The organism is Kitasatospora sp. NPDC004240, assembly GCF_053603215.1.
The window spans coordinates 12,866-29,937 of sequence record NZ_JBSGFD010000039.1; the positions used below are offsets into that span (position 1 = coordinate 12,866).

At 75.5% G+C, this 17,072-nt stretch carries 15 protein-coding genes; 2 read left to right on the top strand and 13 right to left on the bottom strand.

All coding sequences use genetic code 11. The annotated features are described in order from the left end of the window. Positions 1-80 precede the first annotated feature (80 nt). On the bottom strand, positions 81-2,645 hold the full coding sequence (locus ACWEQL_RS13320) for a collagenase (RefSeq protein ID WP_452150347.1): 2,565 nt from the start codon (positions 2,643-2,645) through the stop codon (positions 81-83). Between the two features lie 282 nt (positions 2,646-2,927). Then, entirely contained in the window at positions 2,928-3,464 is a 537-nt protein-coding gene (locus ACWEQL_RS13325; protein ID WP_452150348.1) for a DoxX family protein, read from the bottom strand. A 290-nt stretch (positions 3,465-3,754) separates the two neighbouring features. On the opposite strand from ACWEQL_RS13325, the gene ACWEQL_RS13330 reads away from it, so the two are divergent. Both ACWEQL_RS13330 and ACWEQL_RS13335 read left to right on the top strand, forming a co-directional pair. Continuing rightward, a complete protein-coding gene (locus ACWEQL_RS13330; RefSeq protein WP_452150349.1) occupies positions 3,755-4,339 on the top strand; it encodes a TIGR03086 family metal-binding protein in 585 nt (194 codons plus the stop codon). 105 nt (positions 4,340-4,444) lie between these two features. Beyond that, positions 4,445-4,894 (top strand): hemerythrin domain-containing protein, encoded by a 450-nt coding sequence (locus tag ACWEQL_RS13335; protein WP_452150350.1) that lies wholly within the window; start codon positions 4,445-4,447, stop codon positions 4,892-4,894. 39 nt (positions 4,895-4,933) lie between these two features. Here ACWEQL_RS13335 and ACWEQL_RS13340 read toward each other — a convergent pair whose 3' ends face one another. The 11 genes from ACWEQL_RS13340 to ACWEQL_RS13390 form a co-directional block, all read right to left on the bottom strand. Further along, complete coding sequence (locus tag ACWEQL_RS13340) at positions 4,934-5,734, bottom strand: VOC family protein (protein WP_452150351.1); 801 nt, start codon at positions 5,732-5,734, stop codon at positions 4,934-4,936. Between the two features lie 131 nt (positions 5,735-5,865). Next, a complete protein-coding gene (locus ACWEQL_RS13345) occupies positions 5,866-6,624 on the bottom strand; it encodes a hypothetical protein (protein ID WP_452150352.1) in 759 nt (252 codons plus the stop codon). A gap of 33 nt (positions 6,625-6,657) precedes the next feature. Next, a complete protein-coding gene (locus ACWEQL_RS13350) occupies positions 6,658-8,073 on the bottom strand; it encodes an ABC transporter ATP-binding protein (RefSeq protein ID WP_452150353.1) in 1,416 nt (471 codons plus the stop codon). Further along, positions 8,070-8,924 (bottom strand): ABC transporter permease subunit, encoded by an 855-nt coding sequence (locus ACWEQL_RS13355; protein WP_452150354.1) that lies wholly within the window; start codon positions 8,922-8,924, stop codon positions 8,070-8,072. Before ACWEQL_RS13355 ends, ACWEQL_RS13350 begins: the two co-directional genes overlap by 4 nt. Continuing rightward, positions 8,921-9,865, bottom strand: a complete 945-nt coding sequence (locus ACWEQL_RS13360; protein WP_452150355.1) for an ABC transporter permease — start codon at positions 9,863-9,865, stop codon at positions 8,921-8,923. The genes ACWEQL_RS13355 and ACWEQL_RS13360 overlap by 4 nt, the downstream gene beginning before the upstream one ends. Continuing rightward, positions 9,862-11,475, bottom strand: coding sequence for an ABC transporter substrate-binding protein (locus ACWEQL_RS13365; RefSeq protein ID WP_452150383.1), 1,614 nt, complete (start codon positions 11,473-11,475; stop codon positions 9,862-9,864). Before ACWEQL_RS13365 ends, ACWEQL_RS13360 begins: the two co-directional genes overlap by 4 nt. 52 nt (positions 11,476-11,527) lie before the next feature. Beyond that, positions 11,528-12,424, bottom strand: a complete 897-nt coding sequence (locus ACWEQL_RS13370) for a class I SAM-dependent methyltransferase (RefSeq protein WP_452150356.1) — start codon at positions 12,422-12,424, stop codon at positions 11,528-11,530. Then, the gene (locus tag ACWEQL_RS13375) at positions 12,421-13,626 is read right to left on the bottom strand and encodes an MFS transporter (RefSeq protein ID WP_452150357.1); all 1,206 of its coding nucleotides are present in this window, start codon (positions 13,624-13,626) and stop codon (positions 12,421-12,423) included. Before ACWEQL_RS13375 ends, ACWEQL_RS13370 begins: the two co-directional genes overlap by 4 nt. Continuing rightward, positions 13,623-14,840 carry a dipeptide epimerase gene (locus tag ACWEQL_RS13380; protein WP_452150358.1) on the bottom strand — a complete coding sequence of 406 codons (1,218 nt, stop codon included), beginning with the start codon at positions 14,838-14,840 and terminating at the stop codon, positions 13,623-13,625. Before ACWEQL_RS13380 ends, ACWEQL_RS13375 begins: the two co-directional genes overlap by 4 nt. Beyond that, the gene (locus tag ACWEQL_RS13385; protein ID WP_452150359.1) at positions 14,837-16,066 is read right to left on the bottom strand and encodes a PLP-dependent cysteine synthase family protein; all 1,230 of its coding nucleotides are present in this window, start codon (positions 16,064-16,066) and stop codon (positions 14,837-14,839) included. Before ACWEQL_RS13385 ends, ACWEQL_RS13380 begins: the two co-directional genes overlap by 4 nt. After that, positions 16,063-16,986: a Rossmann-like domain-containing protein gene (locus ACWEQL_RS13390; RefSeq protein WP_452150384.1), complete on the bottom strand. Its 924-nt coding sequence runs from the start codon at positions 16,984-16,986 to the stop codon at positions 16,063-16,065. The genes ACWEQL_RS13385 and ACWEQL_RS13390 overlap by 4 nt, the downstream gene beginning before the upstream one ends. Positions 16,987-17,072 lie beyond the last annotated feature (86 nt).

Below are 17,072 nucleotides of genomic sequence, written 5' to 3' on the forward strand. Positions count from 1 at the left end.
CGGTGGCCCCGGCGGGCGCGGGTGCGCTCGGCCGGGGCCACCGTCCGTACGGCGACGGGGTCATCCGTACGGCGACGCGGTCAGTAGCGTGCGGTGACCGTCGCCCCGGAGAAGCCCTCCTGGGCGTAGAGGCTGAAGTACACGTACCCGGCCGGCGGGTCCGTCACGGTCAGGCTCTCACCGTTGCCGGCCTGGGCCGAGCGGGTGGTGTAGCTGTCGGTGTAGGCCCAGCCGGTGGCGTTGTAGTACAGGTCGCCGTTGCCGGTGCCGCCGCTGCTGGTGACGGTCAGGTTCCTGGTCCCGGCCGGCACGTACAGGTAGAAGTGGGCGTAATTGCCGGTCGCGGCCGTGACGTTGACCCGCCGGCAGTTGCGGTCCAGCTTCCGCGGGTCGGGGTCGGTGCACTCGGCCGCCGCACCGACGACCAGGCTGCGGCTGCTGGTCGCCTTGGCGCCCTTGTCGTCGGTGACCGTCAGGGTCACGGTGTAGGTACCGGCCGCCGAGTAGGTCTTGTACGGGTTGGCGGTGGTGGAGCCGGAGCCGTCGCCGAAGTTCCAGCTCCGGGCCACCACGGTGCCGTCGGCGTCGGTGGACAGGTCGCCGAAGGTGACGCTCAGCCCGTTGACGGAGGCGGTGAACGCGGCCGTCGGCGCCTTGTTGGCGGGCGGCTGGGTGGTCCCGCAGGCACCGGCGGCGCAGGCGGTCAGCCAGGCGTCGAAGTCGGCGTCGTAGCGGGTACCGATGGTGGTCTTCAGCAGCGTCCGGGCGCCGTTCCAGTCCCCCGTACGGTACTTGGCCAGCACCGCGTCCACGTCCGCCCGGTGCTTCTCCAGCATGTAGCGCACGGCCAGGTAGCCCCAGCGGTAGGTGCGGTCGCTGTTGGTGTTCTCGTACGTGGTGTCGAACAGGGTGCTCAGCGCGTAGGTGTGCTTGCCCGCCTCGGCGATCGCCGCGTCGTAGGTCACCTTGCGGTAGGAGTACGAGACGTACTCGGCGAAGCCCTCGATCCACCAGATGGTCGGGGTGGTCACGCCGGCGTTGAAGTCGCCGTGCATGTCGAACCGGCCGTCGAGGTAGTGGGTGTACTCGTGGTTGAGGTTCCACACCTGGAACTCGGGCTTCACCCAGTCCGCCTCGTAGGCGAGGAAGCGCGGCTGGTTGCCGGCCGCGGCCGGGTTGCCCTCCAGGTACATGCCGCCGTTGTCGGTGCGGATGCCGTAGATCGCGGCGGCGAACACCTGGTAGTCGAAGCGGGTGTCGAAGACCACGACCTCGATGGTGCCGTTGCGGTCATCGGCCACCGGCCCGTTGTCCCGGGCGACCGAGTGGAAGTACGCGTCCTGGGAGATCAGGCTCTGGCAGGCGGTGTTCAGCTGCTCGGGGGTCACCTGCTGGGCCAGCACCCGGATGCTCGGGCTGCAGCTGTGCGTGACCGTCAGGATGCCGGCGCGCAGCCGGGCGGCCGCGTCGGTGGTGCCGTAGTAGGCGGTGTTGGCCGCGTCGTACTCGGCGACCATCTCGGCGACGGCGGCCCACTGGTAGGCGGTGCGCCCGCTCGGGGAGCTCTGCTGTGCCAGGCCCGCGAGCAGCGGACGGGTCTTCGGCTGGAGCGTGCCGTACTGCAGGAAGCGGCCGAGCTCGCGGGTGGCGTTGTAGACCAGGTAGCCGAAGTCGGTGCCGAGCAGCGCGCTGTTACGCGCGGCGAAGGAGTACAGGGTGTCGAGCACGCTCGGGTCGGCCTCGACCGCGGCCGGGAACCCGGTCATCTGGTGGCCGCGGAACAGCACGGTGAAGACGCCGTTGACCGCGCCCGCCATGCCCTGCACGCCGTTGTACCTCGCCGGGTCGTAGTCCGTCAGGATCCGCTTGACGACCGGGAGGTAGCGGGCGTTCTCCAGTGAGCTGTCGATCAGGACGACCGACTCGCCGAGGATGCCGGCGTTGGCTGCGGTGACGTCGCGGGAGTGGGCGCTGTTGAAGAAGGTGTCCAGCGCGCCGCGGATCGAGGTCCGCAGGGCGGTGCCGTAGGTGCCGACCGCGTCGGCGTTGTACCACTGGACGAAGTAGCCGGCCCGCAGGAAGAGCACCAGCTGGGCCGTCGAGGTGCTGTTGTCACCCGGGTACGCGGCGGCGTTGGCGCGCAGCGCGTCCGCCACGGTCACCATCTGGGCCTCCCGGAAGGCGCCGTGGGCGGCGCTGCCGGTGAGGCTGAACAGTTGGTTGACGCAGCCGGTCTCGGACGCCTTGATCAGCTGGACCAGGGCGTCGCCGCTGCGGTTGGTGAAGTCGGCGGTGTTGCACGCGGCGGCCGCGGCGGCCGAAGGGGCCTGCAGGCCGAGGGACTTGGCGGACGCGAGCGTGGTCAGGTCCGGGGTGAGCGGCACGCGCTCCCGGGCGGCGACGCCCTCACCGGTGCCGTGCTCGGCCTCCGCGGTCTGCCGCGAGCTGCCGGGGGCGGGCTGCGGGGCCCACGCGTCGGAGCCGGAACCGGAGCCCGAGCCGGGGCCGCCGGCCGGGGCGGGCGCGGTCGGGGCGGGGGCGGCCTGACCGCTCGGGGCGAACAGGCCGAGCGCCAGGCAGAGCGCCAGCGCGAGGGTCAACAGCCGCGCCAGTTGCGGCAGTCGGAGTATTCGGGCGGTACTCACGTGGGGGCCTCCGGGCCTTCATCGGCCGCGTTGGGGGCGCGGCCGTAACGGAGCGAGGACCGTTCACGGCGGCGCCGAGGGGTGGCACACGCCGTACGCACGGTGGGGAGTGTGACATGTACCATGGCACACGCCACATCGCATGGGAAGGCCCGTGACGTGAGCACGACCGGAACGGCCGCCGCGACAGGGGGATCTGACCTCCCGTCGCGACGGCCGTTCCGTCGGGCGATGAACTACGGCGGCCCGTCCGCCACTTGGCGAACCGGGCCGGACCACCCACTACTTGCGCAGCAGGAGGGTCACGCCGGCGGTCGCCAGGCCCACCACGAGGGCGGCCGCGCCGTACGCCAGGCGGTGCGCGCGGACCACCGGCAGGAAGCGGTCCACGGCGTAGCGGCCCGGCCCGGTCAGCGCGAGCGCGGCGGCGCCGGCGGTCAGCAGCAGTTCGTACTCGCTGCCCTTCGGCGCGAAGAAGCCACCGCCCCAGGTCACCGCGAGCGCGTTGACCATCACGCCGACCAGCGCGGCGGCGGCCAGCGGGGTGAGCAGGCCGACGGCCAGCGCGAGGCCGCCCAGCGTCTCGCTGAGACCGGCCACCACGGCCATCGCGTCGCCGGCCGGGTAGCCGCTCATCGTGAAGAACTTCCCGGTGCCGTCGAGCCCGCCACCGCCGAACCAGCCGAACAGCTTCTGGCTGCCGTGCGCGGCCATCGTCAGGCCGAGGGCCAGCCTCAGCAGCAGGAGGCCGGCGTCGTAGGCGTGCGGGGAGGCCGTGGCGGCGGTGGGGGCGGTCGTGCTCGGGCTGGTGCTCGGCATGGTCGTCTCCATCGGGGTCGGGAGCGGGAGGTTGTTCAAATTCGAACAGCGAGTTTGACCGTACCCGGAAGTTTGAATTTGAACAACTTGCCTTCGGGGGGTCTTCGAGCCCGCCGTCCGGCGGGGGCGGGAGGCCGGGAGGGGCGGCTCGCGGCGCGGGTGGGCGGGGTGCGGGGCGCGGCGCGGGCAGGCAAGGTGCGGGCGGGCGGGACCGGGCGGGAGAAGGGGCGGGAGGGACCGGGTGCGGGTGACCGGTGGTGGGGTGGGGCCGGGTGCGGGAGGGTGGAGGTATGGCTCAGCGTGACAAGGCGCGCCCCGCCGCGCCGTACGAGGAGGCGTTGGACGAGTTCGGCAGCCGGGTGCGGCTGGTCGCGCCCGGGCAGTGGGGGGATCCGACGCCGTGCACCGAGTGGTCCGTCCGGGACCTCGTCAACCACCTCACCGCCGAGCAGCTCTGGGTGCCGGAGCTGCTGATGGGCGCGACGATCGGCGAGGTCGGTGACCGCTTCGACGGCGACGTGCTGGGCGACGACCCGGTCGCCGCCTGGACCACCGCCGCGCAGGCCGCCGCGGACGCGTTCCGGGTGCCCGGCTCGACCGGGCTCACCGTCCACCTGTCGTACGGCGAGGTCTCCTCGCGGGCCTACCTGGACCAGCTCACCGCCGACGCGGTCGTGCACACCTGGGACCTCGCGGAGGGCATCAACCGGCGCACCCGGCTGCCCGCCGCGCTGGTCGACTTCGCGCTGACCGAGATCGGCGGGTACGGCGACCTCTCCGGCAGCGGCCTGTTCGACCCGCCGCTGCCGGTCCCCGACGACGCGAGCCCGCAGACCCGGCTGCTGGCGCTCACCGGCCGTCGCGACCGGCCGTGAGCCGCCCCGCGCCGGCCGGTCGGTGCTGACCCGCGGGTTCACCCGGGACCGCACGCCGGGCCGGATACTGGAAGTGCCAGTACCAGCGAGACGGGCGAGGCGACCATGAGCCGCAGGCCGGACATCCTCGGCGAGCTGACCGCGGAGCACCAGGCGGTCACCGACCTGCTCGCCCGCCTGGAGACCGCCCCCGAGGGCGGGCCCGAGCGGGCCGAGCTGCTGACCCGGCTGACCGATCTGCTGTTCAGCCACTGCGCCGCCGAGGAGGAGCACCTGTTCCCGGCCGTCCAGCACGACGTGACGGGCGGCGGGTCGCTGGTGTTCGCGAGCATCCACGAGCACCTGGCGATCGGCCAGTACCTCTCCGACCTGCAAGGACTGTCACCGGGCGACCCGGTGTTCATCACCCTGCTGGGCGGCCTGACCGACATCGTCCGGCGTCACCTGGCGACCGAGGAGGCGCGGCTCTACCCGGCCGCCCGCAAGGCGCTGCCCGCCGCCGTCCGGGGCGAGCTGGGCGACCGGCTGCGGGCGGAGCGGGTGGCGGAGGCCTGAGCCGCCCGGCCGGTCCGGGGCCGGGGGCGGCTCACCCGTTCAGCCCTTGGGGCTGATCACCGCGAACCGGCCGCCCTCGGGGTCCTGCAGCCGGGCCACCCGGCCGTACGGGGAGTCGAAGGCGGGGCCGAGCGTCGCGCCGCCGAGCCCGCGGGCCCGCTCCACCGCCGCGTCGGTGTCCGGCACCGAGAAGGAGACCTCCCAGTGCGGCGGCATGCCGGCCGGGCCGCCGGCCTGCTCGCGGGCGAGCGCCGCCACGCTGTGGCCCTCGGCGCGCAGCACCACCCGGTCGTGCTCCCAGCGCACCTCGAACTGCTCCGGGTCGCGGCCGTCCCAGCGGAACACCTCGCCGTAGAAGAGCGCCGCGGCGAACGGGTCGGGCGTGCGCAGCTCGATCCAGACCGGCGCGCCCGGCAGGTCCAGCTTCCGGGCGCGGCCGAGCGGCCCCTCCCAGATGCCGAAGACCGCGCCGGCCGGGTCGGCCGCGAAGGCCACCCGGCCGGCGTCGAAGGCCAGCGGGCCGACCGCCAGGGTCGCCCCGCGCTCACGGACGGCGTCCGCGGCGTAGTCCGCGCTCTCGGTGCCGAAGTAGCTGGTCCAGGCGACCGGCATGCCCCAGCCGGCGCCGGACGTGCCCAGGCCCGCGACCGCCTCGCCGCCGGCCACCGCGTGCACGTACGGGCCGAAGCGGTCCGGTCCGGGTTCGAAGTCCCAGCCGAGCAGCGGGCCGTAGAAGGCCTTCGCCCCGTCGAGATCGTGGGCCATCAGGCTCACCCAGCACGGCACGGCCGCCACGCAGCGCACCGGGGCGGACTCGTCGGAGCTCCCACCGCTGCCCATCCGTACCTCCTCCGCCCGCCCGCCGGGCCCCTCCCGGCTCCCCGCGGCCGTTCGGGCCGCCCGGACGCCCTCAGCCTAGGCTCAGAAGGTGACCGGGGCGCGGCACGGCACGCGGACCGGGGCGAGGGCCGTCAGAGCTCCGGGGTCTCGTCGAAGCCGTCGAAGCCGGCGCCGGCGACGGTCAGGGCCAGCCAGGCGTGGCCGCGGACCGGGGTGTCGGCGGTGATCATCGAGGGGTCCAGCGAGAGGTGGGCGGCGGCGGTGTTGACGTCGGCGCACTCGGACTGGTTGGGCTCCAGGTAGTGGTCCTCGTAGTGCTCCTGGTCGTCGAAGTCGTCCACGGTCAGCACCTCCTCCCAGGGCAGCGGCTCGCCGGTCCACTCGGGCTCGCCGCTACGGGCGTACGAGCGCACCAGGACGCCGTCCTCCGCGGCCGCCCAGATCATGCCGTCGGCGAACGGGTCCTGGTAGTACGCCTGGGCCCGGCCGCAGGCCTTGCTGAGCCGCTCGGCGACGTCGAAGTACCACCACTGGTTCTGCCCGAGCGGGCTGTTGGCGTAGATCAGCCGCCAGCCGGCGTACTCGGGGGTGATGAACACCCGGTACACGGGCTCCGGGGTGAACTTGTCGTCGTTCGGCTGGGAGTCGTGGCCGTAGCGCACGGTGACCGGGATCCGGTCGTGCAGGCCGAGCACCTCGAACGCCGCCTCGTAGGTCTCCCCCGGAACGGCGATCCACCAGTGGTCGGGCAGCTCGCCCGGCACCTCGGCGGCGAAGCGCTCGCGGGCGAAGGCCTCCAGCCCGGCCCGGTCGCGGCCCTCGTCCTCGTCGGCGAGCAGCACGTCGACCAGCTTGGCGAGATCGGCATCGGTGGGAATCGCGGAGTTCATGCCGGGACTCTAGACCAGCCCTCCGACAGCCCGTCAGCGGGGCGCCGGGGCCGTGGTGGCGGCGGCGGAGCCGTGGTGGACGAGCCGGCCCGCGGCCAGTTCGGCCACGGTGTCGGCGCGGGCCGCCGCCGCGGGATCGTGGGTGATCAGGACGACCGCCAGCCCCTCGGCGGCCCGCCGGGCGGCGAGCTCGTCGAGGATCGCCTCCCGGGTGACGGTGTCCAGGCCGGAGGTGATCTCGTCGCAGACCAGCACCTCCGGACGGACGATCAACGCCCGCGCCAACGCGGCCCGTTGGAGCTCCCCGCCGGAGAGCCCGGCGGGCGTCCGGGCGGCCTGGCCGGCGGTGAGGCCGAGTGCGCCGAGCAGGTCCAGCGCCTCCCGGCGGGCCTCCCCGGCGGACCGGCCGCGCAGCCGGACGGCGGCCCGGGCCACCTGGTCGGCGATCGGGCGGTGCTCCGCGAAGGCGGCCCGGGCGTCCTGGAACACGTACTGCACGGCGGCGAGTCGGGCCCGGTCGCGGTGCCGGGTGGCGCGCGGCAGCGGGCGGCCGTCGAGCAGGACGGTGCCGTGGTGGCGCGGGTGCAGGCCGGCGAGGCAGCGGCCGAGGGTGGTCTTGCCGCTGCCGGAACGGCCGGTCAGGGCCAGGCACTCCCCCGCACGCAGGCCGAAGCCGACCCCGTGCAGCACGGGCGCCCCGCCGGGGTGGCGGGCGGTGAGCCCGGCGACCTCCAGCCGGACCGGCCCCGCAGGAGGTCCGGCGGCACGGCCGGGGGCGGCCGCGGGCGCGGGCAGGACCGCCGAGGGCGGCCCGGCCGCGACCGTGCGCCCCTGCCGCAGGACCACCACCTCGTCGGCCAACTCCCTGACCACGTCCAGGTCGTGGCTGAGCAGGACCAGGCCGATGCCGCCCGCCACGAGGGCGGCCAGCTCGGCGGTGATCCGTCGCTTGGTGGCCTCGTCCTGGCCGGTGGTGGGCTCGTCGGCGACGATCACCCGGGCTCCGAGCAGCAGCGCCTGGGCGAGCACCACGCGCTGCTGCTGTCCGCCGGAGAGCTGGTGCGGGTAGCGCCGGGCCACCGCCTCGACCTCGGTGAGCTGCGCCTGCCGCAGGGCCTCGCGGACGGCTCCGGGGCCGCCGCCGGTGCGCCGGGCGATGTCGCGCAGCAGGACGCCGACCCGGCGGGCCGGGTTGAGCACGGCGGCGGGGTGCTGCGGCACGTACCCGACCGGGCCCGCGCCGGTGGTCACCGTGCCGCGGACCAGGGCGCCGGGCGGGTACTCGCCGAGCAGGGCGAGGGCGGTGGTGGTCTTGCCGCTGCCGGAGGGCCCGACCAGCGCGGTCACCCGGCCGGGCCGCACCCGCAGGGCGACCCCGTCGACCAGGGCGCGGCCGGCCACCTCGATCCGCAGGTCCTCGATCACGGCCAGCGCGGCCGGCTCGGTCATCCGCGTGCCTCCTTCCGCGGGCCACGCGGGGCCGCGTTCCGTGGGCTCCGGAGGGCGGGCGTCCGCCGGAGGGCGGGCCGGCCCTGGAGGGCCGCGTCGAACAGCAGGTTGGTGCCGGTGGACAGGCCGGCGATCAGCAGCGCGGGGACGACCACCGCCCAGGGCTGGAGGAAGAGGCCGGGCCGGTTGCGGTCGACCATCACCGCCCAGTCGGCGGCGTCCGTCTCCACCCCGACGCCCAGGAAGGCGGCCGTGCTGACCAGGTAGAGCGCGCCGACCAGCCGGGTGCCCGCGTCGGCGGCGAGGGTGCGCCGGACGGTCCGGGCCACCTGGTCGAAGGCGATCCGCCACCAGGACTCGCCGTGCAGCCGCAGCGCCTCCACCACCGGCCGGGCCGCCGCCTCGACCGCCGCCGCGTGCACCACCCGCGCCACGTCGGGGACGGCGGCCAGCGCGACCAGCAGGGTCAGCCCCGCCGGGCCGGGCCGCAGGGCGGTGGCGACCAGCAGCACCAGCAGCAGCGAGGGGATCGCGATCAGCACGTCCAGCGGCCGCAGCAGCAGTTCCTCCAGCCAGGACCGACCGGTGAGCGCGGCGGCCAGGGCGAGCGGCAGCGCCAGCGCGTACGCCAACGCGGTGGCCGCCAGCGCGACCAGCACCACCGGGCGGCCGCCGAGCAGGACCTGGCGCCAGACGTCCCGGCCGGTGAAGTCGGTGCCGAGCCAGTGACCGCCGCCGGTGGTGAAGGAGACCGCGCGCGGGCCCGGTTCGCCGGCGATCAGCGGGCCGAACAGGGCGAGCAGCAGCGGGACGGCGACCAGGGCCGCCCCCAGCGCGTAGCGGGACCTCATCCGGCCACCTCCGCGCGCGGGGCCAGCCGCCGGGCGACCAGGTCGGCGCCCAGGTTGAGCACCACCGCGACCAGGCCGAACAGCACCGCGAGCCCCTGGACCACCGGGACGTCCCGGGCCGCCACCGCGTCCAGCAGCACCGTGCCGAGGCCGGGGATCACGAACAGCGCCTCCGCCACGATCACCCCGCAGAGCAACCAGTCGGCGGTGCGGGCGAGTTGCTGGACGGCCGGGGCCAGCGCGTTGGGCAGCGCGTGCGCCCACCGCACCCGGCCCGCCGGGACCCCGCACCGGCGGGCGTGCACCGCGTACGGGGCCGCCAGCGCCTCGATCGAACCGGCCCGGACCAGCCGGGCGATCGAGCAGACGGGACGGGCCAGCAGCACCGCCACCGGCAGCACCAGCACCGCCGGCTGCTGCCACACCCCGCCGACCGCGGTCGGCGGCAGCCAGCCGAGACGCAGCGCGAACACCGAGGTCAGCAGCACCCCGAGGGCGAACTCCGGTACCGCGTACAGGGCGAGGGCGAGGGTGCTGATCACGCGGTCCAGCGGGCCGCCCTCCCGGCGGGCGGCCAGCATGCCCAGGCCCAGGCCCACCGGGACCAGCAGGGCGAGGGTGAGGCCGGCCAGCAGCAGGGTCGGGGCCAGCCCGTCCGCCAGGTAGCCGGCCACCGGGCGGCCGGAGACCAGCGAGACGCCGAGGTCCAGGTGGGCGAGCTCCCCCGCCCAGTCCAGGAAGCGCTCCCCGGCGGGCCGGTCGAGGCCCATCCGGGCACGGATCAGCGCGATCCGCGCCGGGTCCGGGTCGTCCCCGGCGAGGGCCACCGCGGCGTCCCCCGGCAGCGTCTCGGTGAGCGCGAAGACCAGGACCGGCACGGCCGCCGCCTGGACCGCTCCGAGCAGCAGCCGACGGCCGAACCATCCGCGCAGGGGGCTCACGCCAGCCAGACCTTGTCGAAGCGGGCCCAGTCCAGCGTGTTGGCGGGGGCGTCGGAGCGTATGCCGCGCAGCCGGGTCGAGGTGCCGACGATCCAGTCGGCGAAGCCCCAGATCAGGAAGCCGCCCTCCTCGTACAGCCGGCGCTGCATCCGCTCGTAGAGCGCGGTGCGGGCGGCGTCGTCCCCGGTCGACTGCGCCTGGGTGTACAGGTCGTCGAAGTCGCGGTGCCGCCAGTGGGTGGCGTTGGTGGTCGAGCCGCTGAGCAGCCGCTGCGAGAGGTGGGACTCGATCGGCAGCGCGCCGGAGCGGTAGGAGGCGAGGACTCCGCCGTCCAGGATGTCCTTCCAGTACGTGTCCTTGTTCCCCACCCTGACCTCCACGGTGACGCCGGCCCTCGCCGCCTGCTCCTTGAAGATCCCGGCGGCCTCGACGAAGCCCGCCGCGACCGGGGAGGTGTCCAGGGTGACCCGCAGGCCCTCGGCACCGGCCTCGCGCAGCAGGGCGCGGGCCCGGTCGAGGTCCTGGACGCGCTGCGGCAGACCGGCCGGGTAGTACCGGGCGCCCTTGCCGAAGAGGTCGTTGCCGATCTCGCCGGCCCCGGAGAGCGCGCCGTCCACCAGCTCCTGCCGGTCCGCGATCAGGAAGAAGGCCTGGCGGACCCGCCGGTCGTCGAAGGGCGGCCGGTCGGTCTTCATCACGAAGCCCTGCATGGCGCTGTTGCGCAGCCGGACGATGCCGATCCGTCCGCCGCCCTGGTGGGCGCGGGCGGTGGCGGGGGCCAACTCGTGGGCGTACTCGGCCTGTCCGCCGAGCAGGGCGTTGACCCGGGCGGACTCCTCGTTGGCCACCAGGATCTCCAGCTCGTCCAGGTGCGGGGCGCCGTCCCAGTGGTCCGGGTGGCGGCGGAGCAGCAGGGAGGCGCCGGGCCGGAACGAGACGAAGGCGAACGGGCCGCTGCCGACCGGCCGGCCGAAGTCCTCGGTGCCCTCGGGGACGATGTAGGCACCGAACGCGGCCAGCACGTTGGGGAATTCGGCGTAGGGGCGCTTGAGGCGGAACTCGACGGTGGCGGCGTCGACGGCCCGGCTGGCGGCGAGGTCGACCGGCTCCAGCGAGGCCTTGGCCCGAAAGGCCCGCCCGGGGTCGGCGATCCGGCGGTAGCTGTACAGCACGTCGGCGGCGGTCACCGGGCGGCCGTCGTGGAAGGCGGCCCGGCGCAGCCGCACCGTCCACACGTCGAGGGTGGGGTTGGGCTCCCAGCCGCTCGCCAGCCGGGGGACGGCGGCCAGGTCGGGGCCGAGGTCGGCGAGCTTGTCGTACAGGGCCTTGGCGCGGGCCGCGTCGGCGAAGAGGTTGGTCAGGTGCGGGTCGAGGGTCTCGTTGGCGCCGCCGCCGGCGAAGACGGCGCGCAGCCGTCCTCCGGCGCGCGGGGTGGCCGCCGCGGCGGCGTCGGCGGCGGTGCCCGGGGTGGCGGGGGCGGGGGTGCAGGCGGTGAGGACCGGTGCGGCGAGACCGAGGGCGGCGAGGCCCGCGGTGGTGCCGGCGGCGAGGAGGGTGCGGCGGGACGGGGGGTTGTCCGTGCGGGGGCTGTCCGTGCGGGGGGTGCTCATGCCGGGGGTGCTCAGGCCGGGGGTGCTCGTACGGAGGCTGCTCATGCGGGTGTCAACTGCCTTCGGTGGGTCTGGTGTTGAGTCTGGCGATCAGGTGGAGGCGGTCCTCGGCGGCGGTGTCGGCGGGCCGGTCGCCCTCGGTCCAGGGCGGCTCGGTGCGCGGTCCGGGCCGGTCGTAGAGGGCGAGGACGTCGAAGCCGTTGGCGGCCAGGACGTAGCGCAGCTCCTGCGGGAACAGCAGCCGCCAGGCGGAGTGCTGCTCGACCGGACCGGTGCCGTCGTCGGCGGTCCAGACCCTTGCGCGGCGCAGGAGTTGGGCGGCGTGGTCGATCCACAGGGTGGTGTGCGAGGTGTGGGTGGTGCCGTCGCGGGTGACGGTGTCGGTGCGGGGGGCGTCGAGGAGTTCCGTACGGCCGAGGAAGAAGGCGCCGTTGCGCATCTCGGCGACCAGCAGCCCGCCGGGGCGCAGATGGGCGCGGAGCCGGCCGAGCAGGGCGTCGAGGTCCCGGTTGGTGTGGCAGTGGAGCAGGGCGCTGTCGAGGCAGAGCGCGGCGTCGAAGCGGCGGCCGAGGTCGAAGTCCCGCATGTCGCCGACGTGGTAGTCCGGTCCGGGGTGGTGCGCGCGGGCGTGGGCGATCATCGCCGGGGAACTGTCCAGGCCGGTGACCGTACGCCCGGCGGTGCGGTGGAGCCAGCCGGCGTCACGGCCGGTGCCGCAGCCGAGGTCCAGCAGCTCGGGCCCGGCCCGGTGGGCCCGCAGGGCGGACTCGGCCCACCGGGCGGCGGTGAACTCCGGGTCGGGGAAGCGCAGTTCGTAGAGGGCGGGGTTGTCGGTGAGCAGGTTGCCGGAGGTGGGGCGGTTGCCGTCGGTGGCCGGCGGTGTCGTCGGGGCCGGTGGGTCGGTGAGGTGGGCCGGGGCCGGCGGGTGGGGCGGGGGTGGCGGGTTCATCGGGCCTCGCTGGGGATCGGGTGCTCGGGAACGGGGAGGCGGCCGGTGCGGCGCAGCCGGGTGAGGGCGGCGGCCGAGCCGAGGCCGAGGGCGCAGCAGAGCAGCCAGGGGGCGGCGGGGGCGGTGTCCATGGCCCGGCCGACGGCGGCGTTGCCGAGGGCGGCGGCGAGGCCGGAGACCACGTAGTACAGGCCGTAGTAGGTGCCGGTCAGGCCGGGGCCGGCGAAGGCCGGTATCAGCTCCATGACGAAGGGCTGCGCGGTCATCAGGCCCAGCTGGAGCAGCAGGACGCCGCCGAGGACGCCGGGCAGGCCGGGTACGGCGAGCGGCAGCAGGAACCCGCTGCCCGCGGTGGCCAGGCCGGTGGCGATCCAGCGGGCCGGGTCGGCGTACCGCTTCAGCCGGGTGGTGACGCGCAGTTGCAGGGCGAGGTTGGCGAGGGTGGAGGTGAGGAAGACCATTCCCACGGCGCCGGTCCAGCCGGTGGCCCGGCGGGCGGCGTCGGGCAGCAGCAGGTAGAGCTGGTTCTCCATCCCGTAGAGGCCGACCATGGCGAGGGCGAAGGCGAGGAAGCGCCGGTCGGCGACGACCACCCGCCAGTCGGCGAGCACGCCCCGGTCGGGCGGGGTGACGGTACGGGCGGGCAGGACCAGCGCCTGGGCGACGGTGAGCAGGGCGAAGATGCCGGCGGCGGTGAGGGCGGCGGCGCGGAAGTCGACCAGCAGCAGGAGGGTGCCGAGCAGCGGGCCGGCCAACGCGCCGGTGGTGGCGAACACGTTGAACAGGGCGAAGGCCTCGGCCCTGCGGTCGGCGGCCTCGTGGGCGAGGTAGGTGCGGACGGCGGGGTTGAACAGCGCGCCGGCCAGACCGCTGAGCGCGGAGGCGGCGAGCAGCACCCCGAGCGAGTCGCCGAGCGCGAACAGGCCGAAGCCGAGGGTGCGCAGGGCGCAGCCGGCGATGATGACGCCGCGGGCGCCGAGGCGGTCGGCGGCCGAGCCGCCGATGATGAACAGGCCCTGCTGGCTGAGGTTGCGCACCCCGAGGACGACGCCGACGGCGACGGCGGAGAGCCCGAGGTCCTGGGTGAGGTGGCCGGCGAGGTACGGGATGAGCAGGTAGAAGCCGGTGTTCACACCGAGCTGGTTCACCAGCAGCAGCCGTACGGGCAGCGGGAAGGACCGTACGGCGCGCAGTATCCTCACCGGCCGGCCGCCGGGTGGCCGTCCGGTCGGTGGCCGTTCGTCCGGTGCGCGTTCGCGGGGTGGCCGCTCGTGGGGTGGCTGCTCGCGAAGTGACTGTTCGCGGGGTGGCTGCTCGCGGGGCCGTCCGGGCGGACCGGGTGGGCCGGGTGGGCCAGGTCGGTCTGGTCGGTCGGGTTCGGGGTGGGCAGGACGCCGAGGCCGCCGCGGTCGGGGGTGCGGACGGTGCCGTCGGCGCCGCCGATGCCCTGCCACGGGTCGTGGGCGAGCAGCAGGTGCCCGTCGAGGTCGACCCAGCGGGCGCGGTCGGCGAGGTGCACGGCGGGTGCGATGCCCAGGGAGCTGGCCGCCAGGCAGCCGAGCATCAGCTCGGTGCCGCTGCCCCGGAGCGCCTGCTCGATGCGCAGCGCCCGGTGGACGCCGCCGCACTTGGCGAGCTTGACGTTGACGCCCTGGACCCGGCCGGCGAGGCGGGCGGCGTCCTCGACGGTGACCGCGTCCTCGTCGGCGATCACCGGGAGCGGGGAGCGGGCGGCGACCGCGGCGAGGGCGTCCGGGTGGCCGGGGGTGATCGGCTGTTCGACGGCCTCGACGCCCGCCTCCGCGAAGGCCGGGATCAGCCGCAGCGCCTGCTCGGCCGTCCAGGCGCCGTTGGGGTCGAGCAGCAGCCGTACGGCGGGGGCGGCCTCGTGCACGGCGCGGACCCGGGCGAGGTCCTCGGCGGGGTCCGGGGACCCGGCCTTGACCTTGAGCAGCCGGAATCCGGCGGCGGCCAGCCGGTCGGCCTGGACGGCGGCGAGCGCGGGCTCGCAGATGCCGATGGTGCGGGCGGTCGGGGCGGCCACCGGGGCCAGGCTGCCGAGGAGTTGGTGGACGGGCGCGCCGGCCCGCTTGCCGACCAGGTCGAGCAGCGCGGCCTCGACGGCGGCCAGCACCCCGGCCGGCAGCTCCTTGAACCGGGCGTCGCCGCGCTGGAGTTCGACCAGCGCCTGCTCGGGATCCGGGAACCGCTCCAACGCGGGCCGCACGTCGTCGAGTTCGCGCAGGATGCGGCTGGTGGGCAGGCGCAGGTGGGTGCTGCTGACGGCCTCGCCGTGCCCGGTCAGCCCACCGTGGCGCAACGCCAGCTGGACGGCGTCGCGGTGGGCCATGACCGAGCGGGAGATCCGCAGCGGCTCGGCCAGCTGAAGCCGTACGGTACGGACGTCGAGCCTCATGGGCGCTCCCTGGGGTGGTCGGTCGGGCGGGGCTCGGAGGCCTGGCCGGGGACGGCGGCGATGTGGTGGTTCGGGTCGGTGACGGCGGCGGCGCGGTGGGCCGGATCGGCAGCCGGGTGGCGGGCCGGGACGGTGACGGCGCGGTGGGCCGGATCGGTGACGGTGTGGCGAGCCGGATCGGTGACCGTGCGGCAGCGGGCCCAGCCGGTGACCTCGACCGCGCCCGGGTGCGGGATCTCGATCGGGCGCGGCGCGGCCCGTTCCGGCTCCAGGCCGTGGCGGCGGCAGAAGGCGTCGTCGTACACGGTGCCGAGGTAGCGGTGCGGGCCGTCCGGGAAGACCGTGGCGACGGTGGCCCCGGGGTGGACCCGGGCGGCCCAGGCGGCGACCAGGGCGACCGCCCCGGTGGACCAGCCGCCGCTGACGAAGCAGCCCCGGGCCAGTCGGCGACAGGCGTCGACGGCCTCGGCCGGGCCGACCCAGTGCACCTCGTCGAAGACCTGGTGGGCGACGTTGCGCGGGTGGATGGAGCTGCCGAGGCCGCGCATCAGCCGGGGGCGGGCCGGCTGGCCGAAGATGGTGGAGCCGACCGAGTCCACGCCGATCACGGTGAGGCCCGGCCAGCGGCGGCGCAGCGGGGCGGCGAGGCCTGCGCTGTGCCCGCCGGTGCCGACACTGCACACCAGGACGTCCAGCCGGTCGAGCTCGGCGGTGAACTCCTGTGCCATGGCGTGGTAACCGGCCGCGTTGTCGGGATTGTTGTACTGGTCCGGCCAGTAGGCGCCGGGGATCCGGTCGAGCACCTCGTGCAGCCGCCGCAGCCGGGCGGCCTGCCAGCCGCCCTCCCGGGCGGGCCGGTCGACGAGCTCCAGCCGGGCGCCGTAGGAGCGCAGCAACTGCCGCATCGAAGGCTCCAGTTCGGCGTCGCCGATGAGCACCACGGGGTGGCCGAGGGCCTGTCCGGCGAAGGCCAGACCGATACCGAGGGTGCCCGAGGTGGACTCCACCACGGTGGCACCGGGCCGGAGTTCGCCGCGGGCGTGGGCGCCGCGCAGCATCGCGACGGCGGAGCGGGCCTTCATGCCGCCGGCGCCGAGGCCTTCGAGCTTGGCCCAGAAGCCGGGGTGGGGGTGCGGCAGCGGGGTGCGGATCCGGGCGAGCGGGGTGCGGCCGAGCAGGGACAGCAGGTCGGGGTTGCCGAGCGCGGTGGAGAGCAGGGCGGTCATCGGGCGGCACCTCCGTTCACCGTCGGCGCGCCGTACGGGCGGGGCCGGGGCGGGTTGGCCCGGGAGTGAGGCGTCAGGGGCAGGTGGGCCGCGTTCGGGTGGGCCGTGTCGGGGCCGCCGTAGAGGTGGATCACGCCCGGACCGCCGTCGAGCCAGAAGAACGGGTAGGGCTCGGCGCTGACCGCGCTCACCCCGTCGCCGAGCAGCAGCGGCAGGACGGCGCTGCCGCTCTGGGCGAACAGCACCAACGGCTTGCCGGTGGCGCGGGCGTGGTCGAGCAGCGGGTCGAGGCTGCCGTTGCCGAGGGTCATGCCGGAGGCGAGGATCGCGTCGCACTCCGCCAGGTGGGCGGCGGCGTCGGTGCGCACCGGTTCGTCCCACTCGGTGCGGCCACCCTTGAGGTCACACGGCAGGTAGTCGACACCGCGCGAACGCAGCTGTTCCAGAAGGGAGTTGACCACGCCGATGACCAGGACCCGGCGGATGCCGGCCGATGGCAGCAGACCGGCCACGGCCCGGGCGCGGGCCCGGGACTTCTCCAGCGAGGAGCCGGCCGGCAGCCGGTGGGGCCGGGCGCCGTGGGCGGGGGTGTGCGGGCGGCAGTGCATCAGGTAGGCGTCGAGGGCGGCGGCCCGGACGGGCGTGAGCGGGTGGTCGAGCAGTTCGGCGACGCTGGCGCCGACGCAGTCGGTGAGGGCGTCGGCGGGCAGTTCACCGGGTTCGACGGCGCAGGAGCCGACGGCGGCGCCGAGCCGCAGGCCGAGCACCTCGTTGCGGTAGCCACTGGCACGGCCCTCGTGCCGGACGGCCTGGGTGGTGGTGAAGGCGAGGGCGATCCGCTCCCCCGCCGGGTCGGGGCCGTACCGCCCGGCGCGGGCCCGCTCGGCCAGCGACTCCAGGACCGGGGGGCGTCGCGCCACGGCGGGGGCCTGGTCGCCGGTGGGGGCCTGGTCGCCGGCGGGGGCTTGGTTGCCGGCGGGGGCTTGGTTGCCGGCGGGCGTACGGA

Excerpts from the sequence above, each read along its gene's own strand:
- ACWEQL_RS13330 (WP_452150349.1), top strand. The coding sequence starts at position 3,755 with ATGGCTCAGCGTGACAAGGCGCGCCCCGCCGCGCCGTACGAGGAGGCG.
- ACWEQL_RS13325 (WP_452150348.1), bottom strand. The coding sequence starts at position 3,464 with ATGCCGAGCACCAGCCCGAGCACGACCGCCCCCACCGCCGCCACGGCC.
- ACWEQL_RS13335 (WP_452150350.1), top strand. The coding sequence starts at position 4,445 with ATGAGCCGCAGGCCGGACATCCTCGGCGAGCTGACCGCGGAGCACCAG.
- ACWEQL_RS13370 (WP_452150356.1), bottom strand. The coding sequence starts at position 12,424 with ATGAACCCGCCACCCCCGCCCCACCCGCCGGCCCCGGCCCACCTCACC.
- ACWEQL_RS13355 (WP_452150354.1), bottom strand. The coding sequence starts at position 8,924 with ATGAGGTCCCGCTACGCGCTGGGGGCGGCCCTGGTCGCCGTCCCGCTG.
- ACWEQL_RS13380 (WP_452150358.1), bottom strand. The coding sequence starts at position 14,840 with ATGAGGCTCGACGTCCGTACCGTACGGCTTCAGCTGGCCGAGCCGCTG.
- ACWEQL_RS13385 (WP_452150359.1), bottom strand. The coding sequence starts at position 16,066 with ATGACCGCCCTGCTCTCCACCGCGCTCGGCAACCCCGACCTGCTGTCC.
- ACWEQL_RS13345 (WP_452150352.1), bottom strand. The coding sequence starts at position 6,624 with ATGAACTCCGCGATTCCCACCGATGCCGATCTCGCCAAGCTGGTCGAC.
- ACWEQL_RS13340 (WP_452150351.1), bottom strand. The coding sequence starts at position 5,734 with ATGGGCAGCGGTGGGAGCTCCGACGAGTCCGCCCCGGTGCGCTGCGTG.
- ACWEQL_RS13350 (WP_452150353.1), bottom strand. The coding sequence starts at position 8,073 with ATGACCGAGCCGGCCGCGCTGGCCGTGATCGAGGACCTGCGGATCGAG.
- ACWEQL_RS13365 (WP_452150383.1), bottom strand. The coding sequence starts at position 11,475 with ATGAGCACCCCCCGCACGGACAGCCCCCGCACGGACAACCCCCCGTCC.